The 26,945-nt window shown below is 35.8% G+C and carries 22 protein-coding genes; 10 read left to right on the plus strand and 12 right to left on the minus strand.

Annotation, left to right across the window (positions count from 1 at the left end; all coding sequences use genetic code 11):
- A partial coding sequence (locus tag J0M08_07170) for a SprB repeat-containing protein (protein MBN8702828.1) occupies positions 1-3,224 on the minus strand: 3,224 nt, incomplete at its 3' end.
- A gap of 328 nt (positions 3,225-3,552) precedes the next feature.
- Here J0M08_07170 and J0M08_07175 point away from each other — a divergent pair.
- Positions 3,553-4,164: a fumarylacetoacetate hydrolase family protein gene (locus tag J0M08_07175; protein MBN8702829.1), complete on the plus strand. Its 612-nt coding sequence runs from the start codon at positions 3,553-3,555 to the stop codon at positions 4,162-4,164.
- On the opposite strand, the gene J0M08_07180 is transcribed toward J0M08_07175, so the two are convergent.
- Positions 4,157-5,029, minus strand: coding sequence for a diacylglycerol kinase family lipid kinase (locus J0M08_07180; GenBank protein MBN8702830.1), 873 nt, complete (start codon positions 5,027-5,029; stop codon positions 4,157-4,159). The two genes, J0M08_07175 and J0M08_07180, sit on opposite strands and share 8 nt — an antisense overlap.
- Before the next feature lie 155 nt (positions 5,030-5,184).
- Between J0M08_07180 and J0M08_07185 the strand changes: the two genes are divergently transcribed.
- On the plus strand, positions 5,185-8,070 hold the full coding sequence (locus tag J0M08_07185) for an outer membrane beta-barrel protein (GenBank protein MBN8702831.1): 2,886 nt from the start codon (positions 5,185-5,187) through the stop codon (positions 8,068-8,070).
- A gap of 122 nt (positions 8,071-8,192) precedes the next feature.
- On the opposite strand, the gene J0M08_07190 is transcribed toward J0M08_07185, so the two are convergent.
- The 5 genes from J0M08_07190 to J0M08_07210 all read right to left on the minus strand — a co-directional run bounded on the left by J0M08_07190 (position 8,193) and on the right by J0M08_07210 (position 13,773).
- Positions 8,193-9,128: a hypothetical protein gene (locus tag J0M08_07190; protein ID MBN8702832.1), complete on the minus strand. Its 936-nt coding sequence runs from the start codon at positions 9,126-9,128 to the stop codon at positions 8,193-8,195.
- A 31-nt stretch (positions 9,129-9,159) separates the two neighbouring features.
- Positions 9,160-9,762, minus strand: a complete 603-nt coding sequence (locus J0M08_07195) for a hypothetical protein (protein ID MBN8702833.1) — start codon at positions 9,760-9,762, stop codon at positions 9,160-9,162.
- Positions 9,763-10,274: 512 nt separating this feature from the next.
- Entirely contained in the window at positions 10,275-11,042 is a 768-nt protein-coding gene (locus J0M08_07200; GenBank protein MBN8702834.1) for a succinate dehydrogenase/fumarate reductase iron-sulfur subunit, read from the minus strand.
- 25 nt (positions 11,043-11,067) lie between these two features.
- Entirely contained in the window at positions 11,068-13,050 is a 1,983-nt protein-coding gene (locus J0M08_07205; GenBank protein MBN8702835.1) for a fumarate reductase/succinate dehydrogenase flavoprotein subunit, read from the minus strand.
- 39 nt (positions 13,051-13,089) lie between these two features.
- A complete protein-coding gene (locus tag J0M08_07210; GenBank protein ID MBN8702836.1) occupies positions 13,090-13,773 on the minus strand; it encodes a succinate dehydrogenase cytochrome b subunit in 684 nt (227 codons plus the stop codon).
- Between the two features lie 216 nt (positions 13,774-13,989).
- Between J0M08_07210 and J0M08_07215 the strand changes: the two genes are divergently transcribed.
- Complete coding sequence (locus J0M08_07215; protein MBN8702837.1) at positions 13,990-14,559, plus strand: aminoacyl-tRNA hydrolase; 570 nt, start codon at positions 13,990-13,992, stop codon at positions 14,557-14,559.
- A 57-nt stretch (positions 14,560-14,616) separates the two neighbouring features.
- Positions 14,617-16,356 (plus strand): ABC transporter substrate-binding protein, encoded by a 1,740-nt coding sequence (locus J0M08_07220; GenBank protein ID MBN8702838.1) that lies wholly within the window; start codon positions 14,617-14,619, stop codon positions 16,354-16,356.
- A gap of 22 nt (positions 16,357-16,378) precedes the next feature.
- Here J0M08_07220 and J0M08_07225 read toward each other — a convergent pair whose 3' ends face one another.
- The 3 genes from J0M08_07225 to J0M08_07235 form a co-directional block, all read right to left on the minus strand.
- Complete coding sequence (locus J0M08_07225) at positions 16,379-16,945, minus strand: 2'-5' RNA ligase family protein (protein MBN8702839.1); 567 nt, start codon at positions 16,943-16,945, stop codon at positions 16,379-16,381.
- A complete protein-coding gene (locus J0M08_07230) occupies positions 16,935-18,368 on the minus strand; it encodes an AAA family ATPase (GenBank protein MBN8702840.1) in 1,434 nt (477 codons plus the stop codon). Before J0M08_07230 ends, J0M08_07225 begins: the two co-directional genes overlap by 11 nt.
- Before the next feature lie 66 nt (positions 18,369-18,434).
- Entirely contained in the window at positions 18,435-19,259 is an 825-nt protein-coding gene (locus J0M08_07235; protein ID MBN8702841.1) for a T9SS type A sorting domain-containing protein, read from the minus strand.
- A 184-nt stretch (positions 19,260-19,443) separates the two neighbouring features.
- On the opposite strand from J0M08_07235, the gene J0M08_07240 reads away from it, so the two are divergent.
- Genes J0M08_07240 through J0M08_07255 form a run of 4 tightly spaced genes read left to right on the plus strand, consistent with a single transcriptional unit; the run spans position 19,444 to position 22,758 of the window.
- Entirely contained in the window at positions 19,444-20,319 is an 876-nt protein-coding gene (locus tag J0M08_07240; GenBank protein ID MBN8702842.1) for a DUF3822 family protein, read from the plus strand.
- A complete protein-coding gene (locus tag J0M08_07245) occupies positions 20,307-20,837 on the plus strand; it encodes an RsmD family RNA methyltransferase (protein MBN8702843.1) in 531 nt (176 codons plus the stop codon). The genes J0M08_07240 and J0M08_07245 overlap by 13 nt, the downstream gene beginning before the upstream one ends.
- Before the next feature lie 11 nt (positions 20,838-20,848).
- A complete protein-coding gene (coaD, locus tag J0M08_07250) occupies positions 20,849-21,310 on the plus strand; it encodes a pantetheine-phosphate adenylyltransferase (protein MBN8702844.1) in 462 nt (153 codons plus the stop codon).
- A gap of 26 nt (positions 21,311-21,336) precedes the next feature.
- Positions 21,337-22,758, plus strand: coding sequence for a TlpA family protein disulfide reductase (locus J0M08_07255; protein ID MBN8702845.1), 1,422 nt, complete (start codon positions 21,337-21,339; stop codon positions 22,756-22,758).
- 16 nt (positions 22,759-22,774) lie between these two features.
- On the opposite strand, the gene J0M08_07260 is transcribed toward J0M08_07255, so the two are convergent.
- Positions 22,775-23,308, minus strand: a complete 534-nt coding sequence (locus tag J0M08_07260) for a hypothetical protein (GenBank protein MBN8702846.1) — start codon at positions 23,306-23,308, stop codon at positions 22,775-22,777.
- 10 nt (positions 23,309-23,318) lie between these two features.
- Between J0M08_07260 and J0M08_07265 the strand changes: the two genes are divergently transcribed.
- Complete coding sequence (locus J0M08_07265) at positions 23,319-24,308, plus strand: acyl transferase (GenBank protein MBN8702847.1); 990 nt, start codon at positions 23,319-23,321, stop codon at positions 24,306-24,308.
- Positions 24,309-24,323: 15 nt separating this feature from the next.
- On the plus strand, positions 24,324-26,234 hold the full coding sequence (locus J0M08_07270) for a glycosyltransferase family 39 protein (protein ID MBN8702848.1): 1,911 nt from the start codon (positions 24,324-24,326) through the stop codon (positions 26,232-26,234).
- Here J0M08_07270 and J0M08_07275 read toward each other — a convergent pair.
- Complete coding sequence (locus J0M08_07275; GenBank protein MBN8702849.1) at positions 26,220-26,885, minus strand: hypothetical protein; 666 nt, start codon at positions 26,883-26,885, stop codon at positions 26,220-26,222. The two genes, J0M08_07270 and J0M08_07275, sit on opposite strands and share 15 nt — an antisense overlap.
- Between the last annotated feature and the right edge of the window lie 60 nt (positions 26,886-26,945).

The raw sequence follows: 26,945 nt of genomic DNA on the forward strand, positions 1-26,945 counted from the left end.
AATCCTGTATTGCTAGCGACAGTTCTGCCATTACTCCATAAATATGTATAAGGCGAAGTTCCATTTGTTACAGAAGCAGTGGCTACACCGTTTGAATTTCCAGTACAAGAGGAAACGCTGTTTGTAATAGTTGCGATAGGTGCTCCGGATCCTGTAATGGTAGTGCTTACAACAGCTGTACAGCCAATATTGTCAGTAACTGTTAACGTATAAACACCTGTAGAAAGTCCTGTATTACTAGCGACAGTTCTGCCATTGCTCCACAAGTAGGTATAGGGCGAAGTTCCATTTGTTACAGAAGCAGTGGCTACACCGTTTGAATTTCCAGTACAAGAGGACACGCTATTTGTAATAGTTGCGATAGGTGCTCCAGAACCTGTAATGGTAGTGCTTAAAACAGCTGTACAGCCAATGTTGTCAGTAACTGTTAATGTGTAAACTCCCGTGGAAAGGCCAGTATTACTAGAGACAGTTCTGCCATTGCTCCATAAATAGATATAAGGCGAAGTTCCGTTTGTTACAGAAGCAGTGGCTACACCATTTGAATTACCAGTGCACGAAGAAACACTATTTGTAATAGTGGCGATAGGCGCTCCGGAACCAGTAATGGTAGTAGTAGTGACAGTAGTACACCCTCTAGTATCAGTAACTGTTAATGTGTAAACTCCCGTGGAAAGACCAGTATTACTAGCGACAGTTCTGCCATTGCTCCACAAGTAGGTATAGGGCGAAGTTCCATTTGTTACAGAAGCAGTAGCTACACCGTTCGAATTACCCGTACATGATGATACACTATTTGTAATAGTAGCGACAGGTGCTCCAGAACCTGTAATGGTAGTACTTACAACAGCTGTGCAACCAATGTTGTCAGTCACTGTTACTGTGTAAACTCCAGTGCTCAATCCTGTATTGCTAGCAACAGTTCTGCCATTGCTCCACAAGTAGGTATAGGGCGAAGTTCCATTTGTTACAGAAGCAGTAGCTACACCGTTCGAATTACCCGTACATGATGATACACTATTTGTAATAGTTGCAATAGGCGCTCCGGATCCTGTAATGGTAGTGCTTACAACAGCTGTACAACCAATATTGTCAGTAACTGTTAATGTGTAAACTCCCGTGGAAAGTCCTGTATTGCTAGCGACCGTTCTGCCATTGCTCCACAAGTACGTATAAGGCGAAGTTCCATTTGTTACAGAAGCAGTCGCCACACCATTTGTTGTGCCGGTACAAGAAGAAACGCTATTTGTAATAGTTGCGATAGGCGCTCCGGAACCGGTAATGGTAGTACTTACAACAGCTGTACAGCCAATATTATCAGTAACTGTTAATGTATAAACCCCGGTAGAAAGGCCTGTGTTGCTAGCGACCGTTCTGCCATTGCTCCACAAGTAGGTATAAGGCGATGTTCCATTTGTTATAGAAGCTGTTGCGACCCCGTTCGAATTACCTGTACATGATGATACACTATTTGTAATAGTAGCCACAGGTGCTCCGGAACCTGTAATAGTAGTAGTGGCTACAGTAGTACACCCTCTATTATCAGTAACAGTTAATGTGAAAACGCCAGTGCTCAATCCTGTATTGCTAGCAACAGTTCTACCATTACTCCACAAATAGGTGAAAGGTGATGTTCCGTTTGTGATAGAAGCAGTAGCTACACCATTTGTTGTTCCGATACACGAAGACACACTGTTTGTAATTGTTGCGATAGGTGCTCCGGATCCTGTAATGGTAGAGCTTACAACAGCTGTACAACCAATATTGTCAGTAACTGTTAATGTATAAACCCCGGTAGAAAGCCCTGTGTTGCTAGCGACAGTCCTGCCATTGCTCCACAAATAGGTATAAGGCGAGGTTCCATTCGTTACAGAAGCTGTTGCCACACCATTTGTTGTTCCTGTACAGGAAGACACACTGTTGGTGATAGTAGCGATAGGTGCTCCAGAACCAATTATGGTAGTGCTTGCAACAGATGAACACCCTCTGTCGTCAGTAACTGTTAATGTATAAACCCCGGTGGAAAGCCCTGTATTGCTAGCAACAGTTCTACCATTACTCCACAAATAGGTGTAAGGTGATGTTCCGTTTGTTACAGATGCAGTAGCTACACCGTTGGTTGTGCCGGTACATGAGGACACACTGTTTGTAATTGTTGCGACAGGGCCGCCAGATATAGTAATAGTGGTACTTTCTGTGGTTGTACAACCTCTATTGTCAGTAACTGTTATTGTGTAAACCCCAGTAGAAAGCCCTGTATTGCTAGCAACCGTTCTACCGTTACTCCATAAATAAGTATAGGGAGATGTTCCATTTGTAATGGAGACTGTGGCAACGCCATTGCTAGTGCCGGTGCAGGAAGTTACTGTGTTGGTAATACTCGCAATTGGCCCTCCGGATGCTGTAATTGTTGTAGACTTTGTTGCTGAGCAGCCCCTGCTGTCATTAACGGTAATAGAATACACCCCTAATGATAATCCTGAATTCCCTGAAGTTGTAACGCCATTGCTCCATAGATACGTGTAAGGCGGTGTGCCACCTGTAACCGAAGCAGTCGCAACGCCATTGGTAGTTCCTGTGCAGGCTGAAACACTATTGGTAATTGTAACTGCAACTATGTCGGGTTGACTTACTACACCCGACCCACTAATACCTGCCACACAGTTGCTAGAATCGCGTACCACAACAGTGTAGGTGCCAGCGGTTAAATTAGTAATACAGTGGGTGGTAAAGGACCCAGAGGCAGTAACTCCATTGCTCCAACTATAGCTATAAGGAGGGGTGCCACCACTAACATTCACACAAGCGGTTCCATTAGTACCCCCAAAGCAGGGAGTTACAGAAGTGGTAACAATAGTTGCTGTTAGTGCTGCTAATAGCTGAAGTTGAATATTCTTTTTTACTGATTTGCCATATTTATTTGTTACAACAACAAAATGATTTAATTCTGAAGTAGAAAGTAATGCTTTTGCGGTTGTTGCCCCATTACTCCACTTGTAAGTAAATGGACCATCCGATCCAACTACTCCTGTTACCGCCATTTCTGCAACAACTGTACAGGCTGGTACCGGCACTGCATTCGCAACATTAACCGTGAAATTTCCGTTGTCGTTTTTTGAATCGGGAATCCATTTGTAAGATGATTTGTCTTGAGCAATTGCGCTGCCTATAAATGCTAAAAAGCAAGATAATGTTACAAGAAATATGCGTGTAATGTTATTCATAAAAAGAGGTAATTAGCTTATTCCTTTTTCGGGGTCTAAGTGTTTCGACTATAAAGTAACAGTTATTTCTAAAATAATCAAGTGTTATTTGTGTTAAATGAATAAGTCTAACATATACATAATGTATATTTAACTTTGTTTGCAGTAGTTTAGATTCTTTCTTTGCTAACTATACAATCTTTTGTAAAAGTGCTTAGCGTAAAAATAGATAGAAGGATTCAATACTCTACTTTTTTCTAACTTTATCTTATTTATTTACCGATAAATTGAAATATAATTTGTGATCCAAGTATAAGTTGTTTGTAGTAAAACATATAAAATAATAGAAATGAAGATAATTTGCATCGGTCGTAATTATGTTAATCACGCAAAAGAAATGAAAAGCGAAGTTCCTGTAGAACCTGTTTTTTTTATGAAGCCAGATACGGCTCTCCTAAAAGATAATCAGCCGTTTTACTACCCCGATTTTTCTAAAGAAATACATCACGAGTTAGAGGTGGTTGTGAAAATATCTAAACCAGGCAAGCATATTGAAGAAAAGTTTTCGCATAAATACTACGATGAAATTACGGTTGGTATAGATTTTACTGCACGAGATTTGCAAGAAATTTGCAAGCAAAAAGGCTTGCCATGGGAAAAAGCAAAAGCCTTTGATGGCTCTGCTCCAATTGGCAAATTCATTAGAAAAGCAGAGTTAGGGAAATTAGATAGCATTGATTTTAGTCTAACAAAAAATGATTCGGTAGTTCAAAAGGGAAATACCCAGGACATGTTGTTTGGTATCGATAAAATAATTGCCTTTGTGTCTAAGTTTGTTACACTAAAAACGGGCGATTTGATTTTTACGGGAACTCCAGAAGGCGTTGCGCCTGTTGTAATAGGAGATGAGCTTACTGCTTATTTGAATGGAATTAAAGTGTTGAATTTTCAAATTAAATAAACCCTGTAATTACATTTATGGATTTATGATTTACTTCACATGTAATTTCTTTTTCTGCAAAACCAGGCTCGCCATCAAAATGAATAGCACCTGCTGTGTGCCTAGTAATAGAAATTTTAGTGGTAGTAAATGTTTCAACGAATTTAGATGTGTTAAATGTTTTGTTGAATACACGTATAATTAAACTAGGAATATTCCACCATTTGAATGGCTTAAGAACACAAATGTCTAGTTTGCCATCATCTATAACTGCTTGTGGCGCAACAAAAGCATTGTTCCCATATTGCGAAGCATTTGCTATAGTAATTAAAAATGCACTTACTTTTCTTGTATCTCCATCGCTGTGCAGGATATATTCCTGAGGTTTGTAGCTGAATAATTCTTGTGCAATCAGTTTGACATACGTTTTTAGTCCGCGAGTTTTGGCTTCTGCAAACAGTTTTCCTATATGCGCATCAAACCCAATACCTGCAGTACACATAAAAAAAATGCCGTTTATGGTACAAGTGTCAATTTTTTTTGATGTAAGGTCATTAATTAATTCAATCGCCTTCGTAACATTTAATGGTATTTGTAAATGTCTAGCTAATCCATTGCCTGAGCCAAGCGGAATAATGCCTAGTGTTTTTCCAGAATTAACAACAGCTTGCGCCACTTGATTAATAGTGCCATCGCCTCCAGCCGCAATTACTAATTGTTCGTCCCCCGTTTTTATTCTAGTAATAATAGCTAATCGGTCTTCCTGTTTATTCCAAAATAAGAATTCTGCAACAATGTCTTTACGCAATTTGTTTTTTAATAAGTCAATTGCAAAAGATTTATCTTTTCCTCCTGAAATGGGATTTACAACTATAAGAGCCTTCATTTAAAAAGATTAAACTGTATCTGGGCTTCAAATATAAACATCCCTATTTACATAATATTAATTTAACATTAAGCTTTTTGGCTTAACATTGAAATAACGCGTTAGTAAAGTTCTGTTTGCCTTAAATTAGAACTTTTGTGGTAAATAAATATAACATGAATAAGCTATTTACCATTGTAACATTTTTTATTTTATCATCGGTTGCGTCTTTTGGGCAAGGATCTATTAAAGGGAAAGTTGTTGATGTAGAAACCGGAGAAACCGTACCCGGTGCAAACGTACTTATTGAGGGCACTACAACAGGAGCCAGTACCGATTTTGACGGGAAATTCTCTATTAATAATTTACAAGAAGGCACCTACACAATTGTTGTGAAATTTATTTCGTACAACGTAAAAGTAATTAAAGGAATATCAGTTAAGAATGGTCAGCCAACAATTGTTGATGTAACTATAGAAGAATCTTCAACCGATTTGGGTGAAGTTGTGGTAACAGCAACAATGAATAAAGAATCTGTAAATTCATTGCTTGTCCTGCAAAAAAACAGTGCAACAGTATCGGATGGTATTTCATCAGAAAGTATCAAAAGAACTCCAGACAGAAGCACAAGCGATGTAATAAAGCGTGTTAGCGGAGCAAGCATTCAAGACAATAAGTTTGCTATTATACGTGGTATGAATGATAGATATAACGCAGCATATATTAACGGAGCTCCATTGCCAAGCTCAGAAGCTGATAGACGTGCATTTGCATTCGATATATTCCCTTCTAATTTCTTGGATAATTTAGTAATTGTAAAAACTGCTACACCTGATTTGCCAGGGGATTTTGCCGGAGGTGTTATTCAAATAAATACAAAATCAATTCCAGAGAAATCTGGTCAATCTATTTCTGTTGGAGCTTCTTATAATAAATTTTCAACGTTCAATAATTTTAAGACGTATGATGGAGGAAAATACGATTGGTTAGGAATAGACGATGGTACAAGAGCATTAAAATCAGATGTGCCTACAACAAAAGAAATGGCGGCTGCTACAAACGATGATAGGGCAGAGTATGCTAAATTGATGAATTATTCTTGGGGAATTGAAAACAGAAAAGCATTGCCTTCGTTTAATTTTCAGTATTCGTTATTTAATGTAGGTACTGTATTTGGAAAGGAAGCGGGAAGTGTATTTGCCGTTACTTACAACAATTCTTTTAACACCTCTTTTGCAACTAGAAGAGAATTTGAAGAGCAAACGGTAGATATTATTAAAACGAGAGAGTACAATGATTCTATATATTCAAATGCGCTTATGACAAGTGCTTTGTGGAATTTGTCTTATAAGCTAAATGAAAATAACCAAGTGTCTATTAAAAATATTTACAGTATTAATTCCGAAGACAAAGTTACATTGCGTAAAGGGTTGAATGATGCAATGGCAGAGAATTGGGAAAAATCATCGGTAAGGTGGTTTACGCAAAATAATATCTACTCGGGTCAAATTATTGGCGACCATCTTTTGGGCGCATCTAAATTGCGATTGAAATGGGTGGGCGCTTACAGCGATATAAAAAGAAATATTCCGAACCTTAGAAAAGTGGTATATAATAAATATGGAAGTGTGCAAGATGATGGACAGCCTTATTTTGCTCAAATACAGCCCAACACAATTACAACAAGCAGTGCAGGAAGTATGTTTTTTAGCACGAGTAAAGAACAAATATTCAGTGCTAAATATGATTTTTCTTACAACGTTGATGTGAAAAAATTAAAGAACGAATTTAAAATAGGTGGCTTTAACCAAGCTAGAAACAGAGAGTTCGTGGCTCGCTTACTTGGATTTACACAATATAGAAAGGGTAATTTAATAAAATTTGATACAGATTTGCTTTCATTGTCAGAAGATCAATTGTTTAGCTCATCGAGTATGGGTGTTACTAATAACGCTAGTCCCTATAATGGAGGACTAAAATTATCGGAGGCTACAACGCCTTTGGATAGCTATAATGCAAAGTCAATTTTACATGCAGGTTATATCATGGGAGATTCCAGATATAAAGACAAGTACAGATTAATTTATGGAGCTCGCGTGGAGTCGTACCGACAAGCAATCACTAATTTTGATGCAATTTCTGGAAGCCCAATTGTTGCAGATACTACAACAATTGATATTCTTCCTTCTGTAAATGCAGTGTGGTCTGTTACTGAAAAAACAAATATCCGTTTAGCGTATTACAAAACAGTTTCTCGTCCAGAATTTAGAGAGCTTGCCAATTTTAATTTCTATGATTTTATTACAGATTTTGCGGTAAGCGGAAATCCAAATCTTACACGATCTACTATTCATAATTACGATGTTCGTTATGAACTATTCCCGGGTGCAGGACAGTTAATTTCTGTTACCGGATTTTATAAGAAAATAATTAATCCAATTGAACAAGTTGCTAATACTGGAAGTCAGATACGAAGCATTACCTATGCTAACGTTGCATCCGCTACTAATATTGGAGCGGAACTAGAGTTACGCTTTAAATTAAGTTCACTTTGCAATACAGACTCATTTACTTTTTTAAGTAACACAACACTTTTTTCAAATGTGTCGTACATTAAATCGAAAGTTGATGTGAGTAGTTTAAATGGAGCAACCGCTGATAGATCTTTGCAAGGACAATCTCCGGTAATTGTAAATTCAGGGATTATGTACAACGACCTAGAAAAACTATTTTCTGTGAGTGTTTCTTATAATTTTGTAGGGAAGAGAATTTTTGTTGTGGGTAGTACTGATGAGCCAGATATTTGGGAGAATCCAAGACACATGCTAGATTTTCAAATTACTAAATCCTTTTTGAAAGGAAATTTGGAGTTGAAGTTAAATGTGAGAGATGCATTGGCGCAAAAACAAATCTTCTATCAAGATATAAATGGCAATAGAAAATTTGATGCTACATCAGAAGCTGCAAATGAATCAGCGATAAGAACAAAAGACACAGACAACGTGATGGTAAGTACATTGTTTGCACCAACTGTTTCGCTTGGAGCTGCATTTAAATTTTAATAGACAGACCATATTGCGAGCTGCTCATTAAGCACGGTTGTTCGCAACGAAATAATTATAACAAGAAAAGGTTCCGGTATATTCCGGAACCTTTTCTTGTTATAGAAAACAGGTTACTTAGTTTATAAATTACTTAGGTCGGACGTAAACTGTGCTAACGTGGTTGGGCTAAATACCAAGGATTGATAATGGTTCTGCGTAATTGTAGTATGTAAGAATGCAGAAGAGAAATTGCCATTGATTTCAGAAATAGCCACAAGGGTCCCTTTAAGTCCAACCGGTACTTGATAACCCCAGCCAACAGAAAATTTTCCGTTATTGAATTCATATAGTCGAATTACAATATTGTCGTTGTCTGGAACTAGGAATACTGCGGTGTTTGTATCGTTCATGTTTTCTGGCACCTCAATTTCAATGTCAGTTAACGGACGTGGGTCGTTAAAGTAGTAATCGCAATTTGCCCAGTTAACGTCTTCTAGTTCTAAACAATAGTAAGCAGGCATGCAATAATTCGAACTGTCTTGTACGGTAATAGTTGTATCTCCAAGCGTCCATAAAACTTGCCCATCTTCTTCTTGTCCATCAAAGTACTTCATTGGTAATTCGGTTCCGTTTTTAGGAAAGCTAGCCGATATGGTCATTCCCGGTGCTAGTTTTAATTCGTTACCATTTTGGAATGCTTCAACAGATATCTCGCCACCCGAAACAAGAATTCCGTCAGTTGCCATTGTAGGTTTGTTTGATAGAATCATATCCGCTTTATCATAAATTTCTCTCAAGAAAATTTCCACTTCACCGGTAACTGCCGATCCATTAGCATTTACAAATGTGTTGGGTCTAAAAGTTAAAATAGTTCCTTTACTTCCTGTTATAGATTGATATTGCGAGTTTTGAATTCTGAAACTTTGTCGTTGAGCTGCATTCGCTTTGAAAAAGGATTCAAGATTACTCGTTTGAATTGATGGTCTTATAAGCCTTTCCTTGTTGCAAGACACAAGATATACTCCAGCTACTACTATAACTGCTAGTATCATTTTTTTAATTAGATTGGTTTTCATAATTGATTAGTTTTAGATTGGTTAATAAAAATTAAAAATTAAACTTTGGACACGCCACTGCGTCAGCAAGCGACTTTTTTGATGATTTGTTTTTTTGATAAAGAAAGATTCCAATTCCTGCCTGAATATGGTATTCGCCCCAGAATAAATTGTAACGGAATTCGCTAAACAGATTAATTTTTTTTATTTGCTGTTGTACACCCAAAAGAGCATCTCCACTTAGATTTGTTGTTCTGCTGGCGGCCCTCGAAAATTCGTTATTGTTTATCCATTTACTTGCCGAACCTCCTGCCCCAATAAACGTTTTAAATCCTTTGTATTCTATAATATTAAATGCAAGAAATCCCTGTATATAGTATTCGCTTATTCCTACTGATTCATATTCTGGTATAGTGCTAACATATTTTGGAAAATAGGTGTACTCTGCAATTAATTTAGTTCGAGGAAATACCTCCGTATCAATTCGACCTAGAACTCCTTTTGCTTTCGTGTTTAGGTTGTACGTTGCTCCTAATCCAATAGTGACGTTCGAAAAAAGGCTATTTCTTTGATTGGCCGCTGCTTTATGAATGAATAAAGCGATAAATAATCCTGCGAATACAGCAAATTGTTTTATTCTTCTTCTTGTTACCATAATAGTATGTCTTACTAGTTTAGTTTTGTATGCTCGTTTATTACTACTACACTAAGCGAAATGAAAAGTAACCTATAACTGAAAATTAATTTTATTGATTTTTTGATGTCCTCTAATTCAGATCTTATATAATCGGAATTCGAGGCTTTTTTTAATTGACTGTTAAAAAACCTACCTGTATACCATTGATGTTGAGTGAAGCGTTGGGTATAGTTGAACAGAAAGAAAGGAGTCAAACAAATTCTATGTCTGTTTTAATTCATTTTAAATAAAATAGGGATTGAGAGGTTTGGTGCTGTGTTCTTATTCGAACATATAAGCCATACTATGAAAAGCTTAAAGTTTGGTGCTAGAGTAATTCTTGTATTTAGGATGCTAGAGTTAGAAAGTTCATGATGTCAAACAAATTAAAAAGGGATTATTTAAACCTGTTGTTTTAGGTTTAAATAATCCCTTGAATGACATTACTAAGCAATTAAAGAAGAAAAAACGGGGTGCTTTAGCGGCAGAGTTTACTTAGTCACATTAGCTAAAATATACTCTCTATTCATACGTGCAATGTTTTCCAAAGAAATTTCTTTAGGGCATTCTGCTTCACAAGCACCTGTGTTTGTACAGCTTCCAAAGCCTTCTTCGTCCATTTGTTTTACCATGTTTAAAACACGGTCTTGAGCTTCTACCTTACCTTGTGGCAATAATGCCAACTGAGAAACTTTAGCAGAAACAAATAGCATTGCAGAAGAGTTTTTGCAAGCAGCCACACAAGCACCACAGCCAATGCAAGCGGCAGCAGCAAATGATTTATCAGCATCAGGTTTTGGAACCGGAATATTATTGGCGTCTTTTGCGTTGCCGGTATTTACGGAGATAAATCCACCAGCTGCAATAACTCTATCAAACGCACTTCTATCGACAACCAAATCTTTTAATACAGGAAATGCAGAGGCTCTCCATGGCTCCACGGTTATTGTTTCTCCATCTTTAAAATGGCGCATGTGCAATTGGCAAGTGGTGGTAGCATCCATTGGACCATGAGCACGACCATTTATATACATACTACACATTCCACAAATACCTTCACGGCAATCGTGGTCAAATGCAATAGGCTCTTTCCCTTCGTTTATAAGCTTTTCGTTTAGTACATCAAACATCTCCAAAAAGGACATGTCGGTTGAAATGCCCTTTAGATCGTATGTTTCAAAGCTTCCTGGTGCTTTTGCGTTTTTTTGTTTCCAAACTTTTAAAGTTAGGTTCAATAATTGTCCGTTTCCTGATCCCATAATATTCTATTTTTAATCCTTCAAATTACTTATAGCTTCTTTGACTTGGGTGTACTACTTCATAATTCAATTCTTCTTTATGAAGCTCCCATGTATTGTTTCCTTTGTTTTCCCATGCAGCCACGTACATGAATTTTTCGTCATGGCGCAAAGCTTCTCCTTCTTCTGTTTGATGCTCTTCTCTAAAATGTCCTCCGCATGATTCTTCTCTATTTAAGGCATCCATACACATCAATTCTCCTAGCTCAATAAAATCAGCTACTCTGCCGGCTTTCTCTAATTCCGGATTCAATTCGTCTGTTGATCCAGGCACACGTACCTCTTTCCAAAACTCCTCTCTCAATTGTTTAATCTCTTGAATAGCTTCTTTAAGCCCCTTCTCATTACGAGCCATTCCGCATTTATCCCACATTATTTTTCCTAATTTTTTGTGGAAATAATCTACCGATTTAGTGCCTTTGTTATTGATTAGTTTGTTTAATGTTTCTTGTACTTTCTTTTCCGCTTCTACAAACGCTTCGTGATCCGTGCTGATTGCTTTTGTGCGAATTTCTGCAGACAAATAATTTCCAATTGTGTAAGGGATTACAAAATAACCATCGGCTAAACCTTGCATTAACGCTGATGCTCCAAGGCGATTAGCTCCGTGGTCGGAGAAATTAGCCTCTCCCAGCGCATATAAGCCAGGAACGGTAGTCATCAATTCGTAATCAACCCAAAGTCCGCCCATCGTATAATGCACTGCTGGATAAATTCTCATAGGAACCTCATATGGATTTTCTCCTGTAATTTTCTCGTACATCTCAAATAAGTTGCCGTATTTTTCTTGTACAACATCTTTCCCAAGTTTCTTTATTGTTGCGGCATCCGGGTTGTGCAGGTTTAATTGATTTGCTTTTGTTTTTCCATAGCGCTCTATTGCGGCTGCATAATCTAAGTAAACAGCCATTTTAGAAGCACCTACTCCATAACCTGCATCACATCTTTCTTTCGCAGCACGAGATGCAACATCCCGAGGTACTAGGTTTCCAAAGGCTGGGTATCTGCGTTCTAAGTAATAATCTCTTTCTTCTTCAGGTATTTCGTTGGCTTTGCGAGTGTCGTTTTGTTTTTTCGGAACCCAAATACGTCCGTCATTTCTTAGTGATTCGCTCATCAATGTTAGCTTAGACTGATGATCTCCTGAAACCGGAATACATGTGGGGTGAATTTGTGTAAAGCAAGGGTTGCCAAAGAATGCACCTTTTTTGTGCGCTTTCCATGCTGCTGTAACGTTAGATCCCATGGCATTCGTAGAAAGAAAAAATACGTTTCCGTAACCACCCGTACACAATAATACTGCGTGTCCAAAGTGTCTTTCCAATTTGCCCGAAACTAAATCTCGTGCTATGATTCCTCTTGCTTTCCCATCAATAGTAACTACTTCTAGCATTTCATGGCGAGAGTACATTTTTACGGTACCAATTCCAACTTGTCTTTCTAACGAACTATAAGCACCTAATAATAATTGTTGCCCGGTTTGACCTGCTGCATAAAATGTACGCTGTACTTGTGTTCCACCAAAAGAACGATTGCTCAAATACCCTCCGTATTCACGAGCAAACGGAACTCCCTGAGCTACACATTGGTCAATTATGTTTCCACTAACTTCTGCTAAACGATGCACATTCCCTTCACGTGCCCTGTAATCGCCACCTTTGATGGTATCGTAAAACAAGCGATAAGTGCTGTCTCCATCATTTTGATAGTTTTTCGCAGCATTTATACCTCCCTGAGCAGCAATACTGTGCGCTCTTCTGGGGCTATCTTGAAAACAAAAGCATTTTACGGAATACCCAAGTTCTGCTAAAGATGCAGCAGCAGCGGCACCGGCCAGACCAGAACCGACAACAATAATTTCCAAACTTCGTTTGTTGGCCGGATTTACTAGCGGCACAGACGAACGATATTTTGTCCACTTTTGGTCTATTGGACCATCCGGTATCTTTGAATCTAATTTTTTTGACATACTATCTTGAATGATGAATGGTGAATCTTGATTGATGTGTTATTTTATAAACGCAAAATAAATAGGCATAGCTGCAAATAATGCAGGAATTATAATTGCAAACACCCAAATGCCAATGTTTTTAATCAACGGCATATACTTTTTATGGTTTAAGCCTAATGTTTGAAACGCGCTTTGAAAGCCATGTGCAAGGTGGAATGAAATTGCAACCATACATACTACATACAGCAAGGCATACCATTTTTGAGAAAACGCTTCGGCTACTTCGGCATATAAATCTTTATACTCAACTCCCTCTATCATCACAGTTGGTATTTTGCCAAATTTGTACTCGTACCAAAAATCACCCATATGAACAACAATAAAAACAAAAAGTACTGTTCCTAAAATTCCCATATTACGAGATGCCCACGCACTATTGTCTTGCGGACGATTTACAGCATACTTTACAGGTCGTGCCTTACGATTAGCCATTGTAATAACAAGTCCGAAAATAGCGTGTAATAAGATACTTGTATAAAGTAAATAAGAAATAATTTTGATGGGAGGAAAAGTGGTCATGAAAACTGAGTACTTGTTAAAGGCTACTCCTCCATCATTGTTAAAAAGCTGCAAGTTGCCAATAAGATGCACCACTAAAAAGGTACATAAAAAAATACCGGTTAAAGACATCAACACCTTTTTTCCAATGGACGAACTAAAAAATTGTTTTGCGCTACTCATAATATAAACTATCTATTTTTTTTTGACGTACAAATATAACTGTGAAATGGTATTAAAAATCATTTTGCCTTTTAAATATTAACAAAGTTTCAACGAAAAGGTTGGTTGTTTATTTAAAATGCCGCTATTAAAAATCATTCTAAATTACTATCCAAAGAGTGATTGAAAAACAATGAAAAATTTGTAGTTTAAAAGAAGGATTCACTTTGGAAAAGTATGAGTAGTAAATTTTTAATCGTTGGTTTAGGAAATATTGGTGCTGAATATGAGCAAACACGCCATAATATAGGGTTTTTAGTTGTTGAAAAGTTAGTTAAGGAATTAGGCGGTTCTTTTCTGAGCGATAGATTGGCTTTTAGAGCTGAAGTTAGACATAAAGGGCGAACATTAGTTGCTATTAAGCCTACCACATTTATGAACCTGAGTGGAAAAGCGGTAAACTATTGGATGCAGACTGAAAAAATACCATTAGAAAACATTTTAATAGTTACCGATGATTTAGCGCTGCCTTTTGGTACGTTGCGAATGAAGGGAAAGGGAAGTGATGGAGGGCATAATGGTCTTAAAAGTATTCAAGAAACGCTTGCGACCGTAAATTATGCTCGATTGCGATTTGGTATTGGTAATGAGTTTGCAAAAGGAAGCCAAGTAAATTACGTGTTGGGAAAGTGGTCGGAAGAAGAACTTGTTGAGCTGCCTAACAGAATAACTAGTGCAAAAGAGTTTGTCGTATCATTTGCAACGATTGGACTACAGCGAAGTATGAGTTTGTTTAATAACAAATAGCCCTTTTTATTTATTGTTACCCCTAAATAATTATATTTGAGATATTATTATTGATTGATGTTTAAATCGAGTTCACTTTTTATTATTGTTTTAATTGTTTTTTGTGCAGGTTGTGTATTAAAAAACGATTCGCAAGAAAATAGTACCGCAAAAACTATTTGGGGTGATTCTTTATTGTTAAACGAGACCGACTATTACCAAACACTATTCCCACACGCTGTTGTTGATGCAGTTTCTTCGCATATTGCATCGCAAGTGTATGAAGGACTTTTAATGTTTAATACAAAAGATTTATACGTACAACCAAGCATTGCAGAGCGTTGGATGATAGATTCTGCCGGTACAACCTATACTTTTTTTCTAAAGAAGGGTGTTAAGTTTCATGATGATGTTTGTTTTGAAAATGGCATAGGACGAGAGGTTACTGCCAATGATTTTAATTATTGTTTTAAACAGTTATGTACGTATTCCGAAAATAACAAGCTTTTCGAAACTACGTTTAAGGATATTCTTGTTGGTGCTAACGAGTACTATGCAAAAAGCAAGACTGAAAAACCTTCCACAGAAATAGAGGGTATAAAAGTGTTGGATGATTATACGCTTCAACTTAAAGTTACTCAGTCAAGCGGTACATTTTTATTAAAACTAGCTACATTGGCTACCGCTGTATTTCCTAAAGAAGGGTACGATACTTATGGTAATGAATTAAAAATTGGTACGGGTCCGTTTGTGTTTCCTAAGAGCGGGAAGGATTTCAAAAGATTAGTCTTATCCAGAAACGTAAATTATCATGTTCTAGATTCTAGTGGGAAAAAGTTGCCTTATTTAGATAAAATTTGTTTCACTTTTTTGCCAAATAAAAAGGATGAGTTGGAGGCTTTTAAAAAAGGGGAGATAGATGCAATTATTGGACTTCCTTCGGAAGATGTAAATACAATAGTACAAAAGCAAATAAAAAAATTTCAAGGCGATTCTGCTATTTATACATTAGAAAGAATTCCGGAAATGATAACCCATTTTTTTGAGTTTAATGTTACACGTCCTCCTTTTGATAATGTGAAAGTTCGACAAGCCTTTAACTACGCAATAAACAGAGATAGAATAGTTGAGGTTGTTTTAAATAATGAAGCATATGGTCCTGCTGAAAGTGGTGTTGTTCCTCCTTCTTTTCGAGATTACGACATTTCAAAAATAAAAGGGTATACCTATGATCCGGAAAAAGCTAGGAAGTTATTGGCAGAAGCCGGCTATCCGGGAGGAAAGGGCTTTCCTTCCTTTAAATTTTTGGTAAATAGTGGAGGGCAAAGAAATACAAGCGTGGCTTTTGAAGTTGAGAAACAACTTATAAATGTATTGGGCATAACCATTAATATTGATGTGGTTTCGTTTCCGGATAAAATAAACGCAGTGCAAAACGGAACAGCTGATATGTATAAGAATGCTTTAGGTGCAGACTATCCTAGTCCTGAAAGTTTTTTGTGGTCATTTTATGGAAAAACATTGCCTGCAGACAAATCAAAACCTTCGTATCCTAATACCAGCAGGTATTTTAATCAGGAGTATGATTTGCTTTTTGAAGCCGGTAAAAAGGAAATTAATGAACAAAAATGTTTTGAATATTTTGCAAAAGCAGAACAATTAATGATGACAGAAGCACCGGTAATTGTTTTGTGGTATGATGAAAGCTATCAATTAAAACAGTCTAAAGTGAAAAATTTATTTCCCAATCCGCTTCGATACAGAAATTACACCCAAGTTTATAAAGAAACCCCAATTAATTATCCTATAATTGATTGAAGCCATCTGTTATTTCAATCGTTTATTCGTTATTCTTCTTAAAATTTAGTTCTTTAAAAACATCCCATGTTTTTCCGTTGTGCTTTAATAAACAAATGGAGTTCACTTTAAACTTAGCATGGTATTTCATCTCTATAAATTCTTTCCAGGCTAATTGAAATTGTTGTTTTTTTAAATCTCTAAACGCAATAGTAATGTGCGGTTTAAATCCGTTGCTTTTATGAGTGGAATTAAATAGTTGGAGTGCTTGCATGGCATAAGCTAGTTCCTTTTGTAGTATATGCAAATAGTTATTCGCAACTATGTCAATATAAAGTACACGCGATTCGAAGTGCGAAAAATTTAACAACTCCATCTCAAACTCAATTTGTTGTTGCGAGAATTGTTGGAGCGTATTTGTGAGTATTTCCTCTTTGTGAGTGTCCCATTTGAAAGGCATTTGCAGGGTAATGTGTGGTGGCGATTTTAATGCCGCTTTTGAATCATAGTTTGCTGCCATGTGTTCCTTGAAAGCGAAAATCTTATTAAATATTGGCTGTGGCGGAATAATAGCAATAAAATAAAGAGATTCAGGATTGTTAGTTGTCATTTAATTCGAAATAATTTTGATTAAAATTAATCAAGTACACTTTTTCAGTAGCTCTTGTAATAGCGGTATATAGCCAACGTATAAATTCAAAATTGTAGTTTTCCGGATTCAAAAATCCATGGTCTATAAACACTTGTTTCCATTGCCCACCTTGGGATTTGTGGCATGTAATTGCATATGCAAATTTTACTTGCAATGCATTGAAATACGGATCCTCTTTTACAGCTCTTAGTCGTTCTTTTTTTGATGTAATGTGCATGTAATCTTCCAATACTGCATAGTATAATTTTTTTTGTTGCTCTGCTTCTAAAGATGCATTGTTTGAAGTTAGTACATCTAAAATTATTTTAAATTCCATTTCTGGCTCGTTTTCATAATCTATAAATCGAGCAACAACATTTGCAAACTTGAGCCCATATTTTTCTTCTTGTTTAGATACTCTTTCAATTTGAATAATATCTCCGTTGGCTATAAACCCAATTTTAGATTCCTTGGGCAACCAAGAGTAATTATTTTTTACAATCATCAAATAGTCTCCTGCTGCAATATCGCTTTCTAACCATTTTATTCTTGCTCGTATTTGTTGATTATACTGGTTGGCAGTTTTGTTAGATCTGCATAGAACCAAAACATTTTCTGCACCGTATTTAGAATAGGCGCTATTCAACGTGTCTTCCAGTTCATAGCCTGTAATAGCAATAAAATCAGAATCTAGCGACAATGGAATTTTTGCAGGCATTTCTTTTTGTAACAATAGCAATCGTAGTTGTGTGGCGTTTAATAATATACTAGAGTCTGTTGCTTGCCTTACCACTTCGCGCAACTGCACATGTTGGGTTGCAAAAGACCAATTGCTTTCTACATACGTTTTTTCTAGTGCAGGGCTTTTATTTGAACCAATTGGGGGTAATTGAGCATTGTCACCCATTAAGATTAATTTGCAATTAAATCCACTAAAAACATAGGCAAACAAATCGTCTAGCAAACTTCTTCCGGATTGAGAATTTTGATTTTCTCCGCTTTGCCAATCAGGTATCATGGAAGCTTCATCCACAATGAATATGCAGTTTTTGTGTGTGTTGTATTGCAATTCTACTTTAGTGAATGTATCGTCATCGGAAGTTCTTTTGTATATTTTTTTATGAATAGTATATGCAATTTGCTTGGTGTGTTGAGTTTGTACTTTGGCGGCACGACCTGTAGGGGCAAGCAGTACAAAGGTTCTGCCAATTTGTTGAGAGCTTTTTATGAGCGAACCAATTAACGAAGTTTTTCCGGTGCCGGCATATCCTCTAATGATTAAGATACGTTCATTCTTGTCGAAAAGTAGTCGGTGTAATTTTTCAATTACAACTTGTTGGTCGGTAGTATATTGAAAAGAAGCTTTTTGTTGAAGTAAATCTTTGAAAAGCTCTAGGTTCATGTTTTTTAAGACTAAAAAGGCTTGTTAAGAGCTAACTTAACAAGCCTAGATAAAAACGATAAAAAATTATTTTTTTATAAAACGAGATGTAACTTGTTGTCCCGATTGATTATTTTCAATTATGAAATAATACAATCCTTTGGGAAGCGTTGCTATATCAAATGAAGCTGAATTTTGAGTAGATAAAGTTATAGATTGCATTTTAATTTGCTTGCCCAATACATCATAGATTTTAACAGTGTTCTTATCAAAAAATAAATTGGAAGTACTTTTAATAAACAACTCGTTTTCAGCAGGGTTGGGGTAAACAGACACAAGCGCAGAATTGGTTTCATTTACGCTCGAAAAGCCTCCCGGTAGAACGATCGTAGGGTTAGTATCTAAAAATGTACATCCATTAGCATCTGTAACTTGCACAAAATAACTTCCTGCAGGCACGTTGCTTTGTGTTTGACCTACTAGCCCGGCAGGTTGCCAAGTATAGGAATAGGGACCTGTACCGCCAGATGCTGTTGCGCTAAGTTTTCCGTCAGTACAAGAAAGGCATGTTGTTGCAGTGGCGGTTGAAACTGCTGTTATGGCAGTTGGTTGTGTTATTGTAACGGTGCCGGTGCAAGTTGTGCTTCCGGAAATACTAAGTCCTGTTGCTTGAACTGTATATGTGCCGGCACATAAAAGTGATGCGCCCTGTAAAAATTGACCGTTAGACCAACTATAGGTATATACATTGGCCGGACTTACCATGGCAGAAGCGCTTCCGTTGCAATATAGTTGATTGCTAGAGTTGCATGAATTGTTAACCACGTTCGAAAACGTAATTGTACATTGTGCAGAAATAGTACCGATAGATAATGCTAAAACGGATAAAAAAGAAAGTAATTGTTTTTTCATTTTAAATAATTTTTAGGTGTGTTTCAAATGTAAACTAATTAATTATTTTTACCTACACTCTAAATTAGAATTTGTAGGAAGCAAACAAGAATGGAGTTTGGGCACAACTAAATTAAAATTGTGGTAATAAAATACGATTCTCATAAAGTGTTTGTACTTTTAGGTGTATGAAAATCAAGAAACAGTGGTAGCAATTTCTAGACATACTAAATTATACTCTTTGCTTGATACTGTTGGTGCAGTTTTAAGTAGTCCGCACTGTCATGTTTCTATGACACTGTCTTTGAACGACTTTGTTGTTGCGGTGTTGGATGTAAAGCAGAATACATACTTAGGTTTAGAACAATATTCGTTTCAAGATGCAACAGCTTTTTCTCAGTTGAAAGATGTTTTAAGTTCTATTTTAAATCAATCTACTCATTTAGCAAAATCGTATAAGTCTTATAGTTTGGCATGCGTGCATCCAAAATCTACATTGGTTCCAGCGGCATTGTTTGATGCTACTAACAAACTAAACTATTTTTCTATAAATCATCAACCCGAGCCGAATGATGAAATTAGTAACGAAAAATTGCGCTATTTAGATTGTCAAAATATATATACGATTGATTCCGAGATAAAAAAAATATTTTTAAAAAAATTTGTTGGCATTCGTTTTATTCACCATTCAAGTAGTTTGATTGATGGTGTATTATTTAAATACAAGAATGCCACCACATCTAAGTTTATAGTGCAAGTTCAGTCGGGTCAATTGGATATATTGGTTATTCAAAACAAAAATTTAGTTTTTTACAATTGCTTTATTTATAAATCACAGGAAGATTTTATTTATTACATTTTATTTGTGTTTGATCAGTTGAAACTTAACCCGGAAGAGCAGGAGGTAGAGTTGTTGGGAGAGATAAATAGAAAATCTAATTTGTACGATTTGCTGTTTAAATATATTCGATTTATAAAATTTGGCACCCGAATAGATTCCTTTAAATACCACACTAACTTAGATAGTTTACCGGCTCATTTTTTTTACACCATTTTTAATCAGTATTCATGCGTATCATAAGCGGCATTCACAAAGGACGCAATATTGTTGCTCCCAGTAATTTGCCTGCTAGGCCAACTACAGATTATGCCAAAGAAGGGTTGTTCAATATTCTGAATAATCGCATCGATTTTACATCAGTTAAGTTGCTAGATTTATTTGGTGGTATTGGAAGTATAAGTTTTGAATTTGCATCACGTGAGTGCAAAAGTATTACATACGTTGATTCTCATTTTGGCTGTTTTAATTTTGTGAAGAATAAAGCAAAGGAGCTAAAGTTGGATACGATTAAAACATTGAAAGTAAATGTGTTTGCCTATTTGAAGAATTGTGTCGAAAAATTTGATGTAATATTTGCCGACCCTCCATTTGAAATGCGCGAAACTGCTAAAATACCTGAGATTGTCTTTTCAAATAACTATTTAACTGAAGATGGAATACTTATTATAGAGCACGATCAATCGCACGATTTTGAAAATACGGAACGATTTTTGGAGGTAAGAAAATACGGTAAAGTTCATTTTAGTATATTTAAATAAAGCCGCACACAATGAAAATAGCTGTATTCCCAGGGTCTTTCGACCCAATTACTATTGGACACGAATCTATTATCAGACGGGCAATTCCTCTTTTTGATAAAATAATTATAGCTGTTGGAGCTAATTCTACCAAGTCGTCTTTTTTTTCTGTAGAGAAAAGAGTAGCATGGATAAAGCAATTATTTGCCAGTGAAACAAAGGTTGAAGCTGCTGATTACAAAGGTTTAACAGTAGAATTTTGTAAAACTGTTGGCGCAAATTATATTTTAAGAGGCCTTAGAACATCTGCCGACTTTGAGTTTGAAAGAGGAATTGGGCAAATGAATAGAGCTATGCATACTAATGTGGAAACAATTTTTCTTTTAACATTACCCGAACATTCAGCAATTAGTTCTACTATTATACGTGATATTATTAAGAACGGGGGAGATGTATCTTCCTTTGTTCCAAAAGGTATCGACTTGCAAAAATAGATTGCTGTTTCCAAATACTTAATTCTATGCAAAAAAGTATTCAATATAAATCTGTTTTGTTTTTTGTATGTATTGCCACTTCACTTTTTTCCGAGAATGTAGTTGTGGTAGGTATGGCTCGCGGATTTGAAAACAAAGCGGTTCATGCATGCTTTTATGATGATTTGATTACGGAAAAAGAGCTAGTCGCTGCATCAGCCACAGTAAATGATACCGGCTATTTTAGGCTGACTATACAATCTCCAACAATACAAAAGATATATTTACGAATTGATAATTTAAAAGGACATTTGTTTGTTGAGCCGGAAAAAAACTACTCGGTGGTATTTCAAAAGCCAGACACAAGTGTATATGTAAATCCGTATATGGATAAAAATATTGATTTGGTTTTGTTGGGATTAGACTCTACAGATCTTAATTATAGAATTATGGAGTTTAACGAATTGACTGATGCTTTTTGGATGCGCAATTATCAATACTTTGTAATTGGGCGTGCAAAGAATAAACTAGATAGTTTTTCGGTTGCAATGCAAAAAAGATTTGCGCATGTCTCAAATCCATTTTTTAAGACACACCTGAAAAGTAATTTAAAGTCGTTGGAATATGGCATTACACAAACGTTAAAGAATCCCGCTGTTACTTACTTTGGGAAACCTTCTGAGATTAGCGAAACTAATTTCGAGTACATGTTTCTTTTCAATTCTGTATTCAAGCAATATGTTCAGAAATTGTTAATGCGAAATGATGCATCTAAGTTATTGTTGGAGTTGAATGATAAAGCCAATTACGAAGGCACAATCCAAGAAATTAAAAAAATGTCGGGACTTACAAATGATACTATTGTAGAGTTGGTTTTGCTAAAAGGGTTGTATGAATTGTATTATGTTGAACAAGTTGATAGAGGTAGCATTACAGCTTTGTTAAATCATATACAGAAAAATTCAAGCATAGATAATCACAAGAAAATAGCTCAAAATGTTTTTTACAAGTTGGGCCGTTTAAATAAAAATGCAGAGGCTCCTAATTTTTCTTTACCCGACAAAACAGGAAAAATGCATCAGCTTTCTGATTTTAAAGGCAAGTATGTATACCTTGATTTTTGGGCATCTTGGTGTATTCCTTGTCTGGAAGAAATGAAAATGATTCCTACTTTAAAAAAGAAATATGGAGATAAAATAGAGTTTGTTAGTATATCAACGGATAATACAAAGGAGGCGATGGAGCGCTTTTTGCAAAAGAATTCAAAATACGATTGGGTGTTTTTATTTGACGAGTTAAAGTATGTAAAAGATTTGTATGAGATAAAGGCAATTCCAACCTACTATTTAATTAATCCCGAGGGTAAAATGGTGCAATCTCCGGCCGAAAAACCAACCGGTGATATTGAGAGAACATTTATGGAGATTACAAAAGTAAAACAGAAAAAGACAACTGTTGGAGGTAAATAGCTACCACTAAATTTTTTTAAGGAACGTTAATTTCCGGAGTGCTAATCACATTGCTTTTATTTTGTTCTTGGTCGATTATAAATACATCAAACCTAACAACAGTATGTCCGGGATAATAGTAAGGCGAAAATAGCGTAATTTCCATTTCTCCATCTAGCGTTTTGTCTTGTCCTTCGGGTGTTATATCCGGAATTCTATATTTATACTCTAAGGTGTCTCCGGAAGGCAAAACAAATTGCTCAAAAGTTCCATCCGCTTTTTTGTAAAAATAGCGCATGTAAATATTGTAGTGGTAAAAATTGTTTTTACTATAAATTCCTGTTGTGTCAGACTGTTTCAAGCCAATATTTCCATCTCCGTCTTTAAATCCAATAATGAGTTGAGCCGAATCTAAATTGGATGATTTGATAAAATCTTTAAATTCAATTGCAGGTATTGGAGAAATATCTCGTGTTTTAATACAAGATGCAAAGAGTAGTAAAAACACTCCTAAAAATAATATATTTACATGCTTTAGCATATTGTTAAATATACCAAATTGCAATTGCATACGCAAGAGTATGTTACGAGAACAACTAATAAGAGATATTTATGCCGTTGATGAATCTACTTTTAATGAGGTTTGTTTGTCGGTTTTTGCCTATCAATATAAGAATTGTCAACCATACCGGCTATTTGTAGATGCATTAAAAAAGGTCCCAGAACAAATTCGTACGTATAAAGAAATTCCTTTTTTGCCAATAGATTTTTTTAAGCAGATGCCTGTTCTATCAACCGAAGGACTAATTACAAGAACATTTGAAAGCAGTGCTACTACCGGCTCTATAACAAGCAAAAGATATGTAACACATGTAGATTTGTATATTGAGAGCTTTACTAGATGCTTTGAGCATTTTTATGGTTCTATAAAGGAATATGCAATTTTAGCATTGCTTCCCTCTTATTTAGAACGCACTAATTCGTCCTTGGTTTTTATGGTAAATGAGTTAATGCAATTATCGGGAAATAAATACAATAAGTTTTACCTAGCTAACTTTGAAGAACTTCGTTTGGCGCTGGATAGCTTAAATAAAAGCAAACAAAAAACTATTTTAATTGGAGTAACATTTGCCTTAATTGATTTTGCGCAGCAATACCAACTCAGTTTGGACCATACCATTGTTATGGAGACAGGTGGTATGAAGGGTAGAGGAGTAGAGCCTATTCGCTCTGATTTACATCAGTATTTAGCAGGTCAATTAGGTGTTACGTCCATACATTCGGAATACGGGATGACGGAATTGTTTTCACAAGCTTATGCAAAAAAGAAAGGAGCGTTTAAATGTCCTGCTTGGATGAAAGTCTTAATAAGGGATGTAAACGACCCATTTCATGTATTGGAAAATGGAAAGACTGGCGGTGTTAATATTATTGATTTGTACAATATTGATGCTGTAAGTTTTATTGCTACACAAGATTTAGGCTTGGTTAATGCGGATAATTCTTTCGAAATTCTTGGAAGATTTGATAATAGTGATATTCGAGGATGCAATTTACTTTATACCAATTAAGATTGTTTTATAGAGGTGAAAAACACTAGAAAAAATACAACTAAGCAGATAAAGAAGGACGCTCCTTTTTTTAGTGGTACGGGCATACGTGTTTTGATTTTATTAGCGTTTACGGCATTAACATACTGGGGTAGTTTGAGTAATGATTTTACAAATTGGGACGATGATTTATATGTTACTGAGAATGCCGATATTCAATCCCTATCTGCATCTACAATTCAAAATTTCTTTACCAGTTTCAAAAATGGTAACTACCATCCACTTACATGGCTTTCCTTAGCGTTCGATTACAACCTCTCTAAGCTTAGTCCATTTCAGTATCATCTTACTAATTTATTATTGCATTTGTTTAACACACTGTTGTGTTTTGTACTTATTAAAAAATTATTTAATTCGAATATGGCTTGGCTAGCTTCATTGTTATTTGGAGTACATTCAATTCATGTTGAGTCGGTAGCTTGGGTTTCAGAACGGAAAGATGTTCTTTTTACATTTTTTTATTTGCTTTCTGTTTTGTCTTATATCGAATACTGTGTTAATGAACACAAAAAGTATTTTGTTATATCTCTTCTTTGTTTTGTTTTTTCTGCACTGTCAAAAGGGCAAGCTGTATCACTTGCTATTACTATTGTACTAATTGATATACTTCTAAATAGAAAGCTAAATTCTATAAAAGTAATTGCAGAAAAATCCATCTTTGTTTTATTGGCATTGGTTTTTGGGTTGATTGCCATTAAAGCACAAAGCTCTGCTAGTGCTATTTTTGATAATGCTGCACGAAATTTTTTCGATAGAATTTTATTTGCTTGCTATGGATTTATTAATTATTTGTTAAAGTTTATTTATCCATTTAAGCTGTCCGCTATTTATCCATATCCCACAAAAGGAGCTATTGGCATTGAGTTTTGGGCTTGCTTTGTGTTGTCTTTGGGTTATTGTTGGCTTCTTTTTAAATCATTTAAAAGTAATCGGCAATTATTTTTTTGTTTAGCTTTTTATGTGGTTAATATTTTCTTGGTTTTACAATTAATTCCGGTAGGCAATGCAATAATGGCAGATAGGTACAGTTATATTCCATCACTTGGAATATTTACGGTATTTGCATTTTATATTAATAAGTATATTGAGCAAGAAAAAACGAAGAAGCTAGTAGCACTTGGGGTAGTTGTGTATTTGCTTCTACTTGCATATCAAACTACAGTTCAGATTAAGGTGTGGAAAAATAGCTTTACACTGTGGGAGCATACAACTAGGTGTTATCCTACTGCTGAGGTCGCCTGGAATAACTTAGGAAGCGCACACAACAATAGTAATAACTACAACGATGCCATTACTTGTTATACCAATGCTATTAACGTAAATAAATTGTACGCTGATGCATATTCGAATAGAGGCATGAGTAAAAAGAATGCAGGCAATTACAAAGAAGCTATTTTAGATTTAGACCAAGCAATAAAACTAAAACCGATTAATCCATTTGCATACTCTACAAAAGGTACAGCCTATATTTATTTGAATGAACTGGAGTTGGCAAATACATGCTTTGTTAAGGCGTTAGCCTGGGATCCTTATTCTGCCGAGGCATTAAGTGGCTTGGGAGCTGTAAAAACCAAAAAGGGCGATATTAAGGGAGCATTGGCGGATTTAAATAAATCGATTTCCTTGCGACCCAATCATGCGGAAACAATATCAAACAGAGGTATTGCCAAAGCAGAAGGAAATGATTTGCCGGGAGCAATTCAAGATTTTAATTTATCAATTCAGTTAAAGCCAAAGAGCCCGGGTGCATATGTTAATAGAGGAATGGTGTATTTGAAAATGAATCAACCGCAATATGCTTGTGCTGATTTTTATACCGCATTAAACTTAGGAGCATCTTCGGTAGAGCCTTTTATAAATAAGTACTGCAACTTAAATAAGAAGTAATAAAAAGAATACCGCAATTAATAGCACAAATAAAAGAGTTAAAAGAGGTACAAAAATTGCTATTTTGGCAAATAGGTCAGCTGTATCTAAGCTAGCGTTTTCTTTTCCGTAGTTTTCATTTCCATTATGATTCATGAGTGCCGCACGAGCCATTCGTATTTTTTTTCGAGCAATTAACCCTAAAATTATTGCTAATGGCGAAAAGAAAAATATAAATACAAAAGCTACAATAGCCATGTTTTCCGCACTGCTTACTTGTTTGGAAACATAATTATTTTGATAATTTGGGTTGTAGTATTTGTCTTGTGGCTCTGTAGTACCCGATAGTGTGTACGAGTGTTTTAGTTTGTTTGAAGTGGATGCCGTGATTGTTTTAATATTATTTGTGTTAGCTGTTTTTTGAAAAATAGGTTTTGTGTTGTACGGTTTTACCGGTTCTGTTTTAGTAGGGATATTTGTGTTGGTGGTAAACTCTTTTGAAATAATTTCTTCAATTTTCGAATCCCCTTTTTTACTATTATTTATAGCTACTTGAGTGCTTTTTTCTTTGAATGTGCCGGGAACATATTTGCGCACCAAGAATGAATCGTTTTTGCACGATGAAATTATTAGTATTGCCAATGCAAATAAAAGTCTGCTAGTTGTTTTCATCATACTACTTTTAATAGTGAGTTTTTAAATGTGTTTTTAGTATAGGACGAATTGCTGTTT

This window comes from Bacteroidota bacterium, from assembly GCA_017303975.1.
Classification (GTDB): domain Bacteria; phylum Bacteroidota; class Bacteroidia; order JAFLBG01; family JAFLBG01; genus JAFLBG01.

Bases quoted from the DNA above. Each gene is read 5' to 3' on its own strand.
- J0M08_07175 (MBN8702829.1), top strand. From the start codon at position 3,553: ATGAAGATAATTTGCATCGGTCGTAATTATGTTAATCACGCAAAAGAA.
- J0M08_07180 (MBN8702830.1), bottom strand. From the start codon at position 5,029: ATGAAGGCTCTTATAGTTGTAAATCCCATTTCAGGAGGAAAAGATAAA.
- J0M08_07185 (MBN8702831.1), top strand. From the start codon at position 5,185: ATGAATAAGCTATTTACCATTGTAACATTTTTTATTTTATCATCGGTT.
- J0M08_07190 (MBN8702832.1), bottom strand. From the start codon at position 9,128: ATGAAAACCAATCTAATTAAAAAAATGATACTAGCAGTTATAGTAGTA.
- J0M08_07195 (MBN8702833.1), bottom strand. From the start codon at position 9,762: ATGGTAACAAGAAGAAGAATAAAACAATTTGCTGTATTCGCAGGATTA.
- J0M08_07200 (MBN8702834.1), bottom strand. From the start codon at position 11,042: ATGGGATCAGGAAACGGACAATTATTGAACCTAACTTTAAAAGTTTGG.
- J0M08_07205 (MBN8702835.1), bottom strand. From the start codon at position 13,050: ATGTCAAAAAAATTAGATTCAAAGATACCGGATGGTCCAATAGACCAA.
- J0M08_07210 (MBN8702836.1), bottom strand. From the start codon at position 13,773: ATGAGTAGCGCAAAACAATTTTTTAGTTCGTCCATTGGAAAAAAGGTG.
- J0M08_07215 (MBN8702837.1), top strand. From the start codon at position 13,990: ATGAGTAGTAAATTTTTAATCGTTGGTTTAGGAAATATTGGTGCTGAA.
- J0M08_07220 (MBN8702838.1), top strand. From the start codon at position 14,617: ATGTTTAAATCGAGTTCACTTTTTATTATTGTTTTAATTGTTTTTTGT.
- J0M08_07225 (MBN8702839.1), bottom strand. From the start codon at position 16,945: ATGACAACTAACAATCCTGAATCTCTTTATTTTATTGCTATTATTCCG.
- J0M08_07230 (MBN8702840.1), bottom strand. From the start codon at position 18,368: ATGAACCTAGAGCTTTTCAAAGATTTACTTCAACAAAAAGCTTCTTTT.
- J0M08_07235 (MBN8702841.1), bottom strand. From the start codon at position 19,259: ATGAAAAAACAATTACTTTCTTTTTTATCCGTTTTAGCATTATCTATC.
- J0M08_07245 (MBN8702843.1), top strand. From the start codon at position 20,307: ATGCGTATCATAAGCGGCATTCACAAAGGACGCAATATTGTTGCTCCC.
- coaD (MBN8702844.1), top strand. From the start codon at position 20,849: ATGAAAATAGCTGTATTCCCAGGGTCTTTCGACCCAATTACTATTGGA.
- J0M08_07255 (MBN8702845.1), top strand. From the start codon at position 21,337: ATGCAAAAAAGTATTCAATATAAATCTGTTTTGTTTTTTGTATGTATT.
- J0M08_07260 (MBN8702846.1), bottom strand. From the start codon at position 23,308: ATGCAATTGCAATTTGGTATATTTAACAATATGCTAAAGCATGTAAAT.
- J0M08_07265 (MBN8702847.1), top strand. From the start codon at position 23,319: ATGTTACGAGAACAACTAATAAGAGATATTTATGCCGTTGATGAATCT.
- J0M08_07275 (MBN8702849.1), bottom strand. From the start codon at position 26,885: ATGAAAACAACTAGCAGACTTTTATTTGCATTGGCAATACTAATAATT.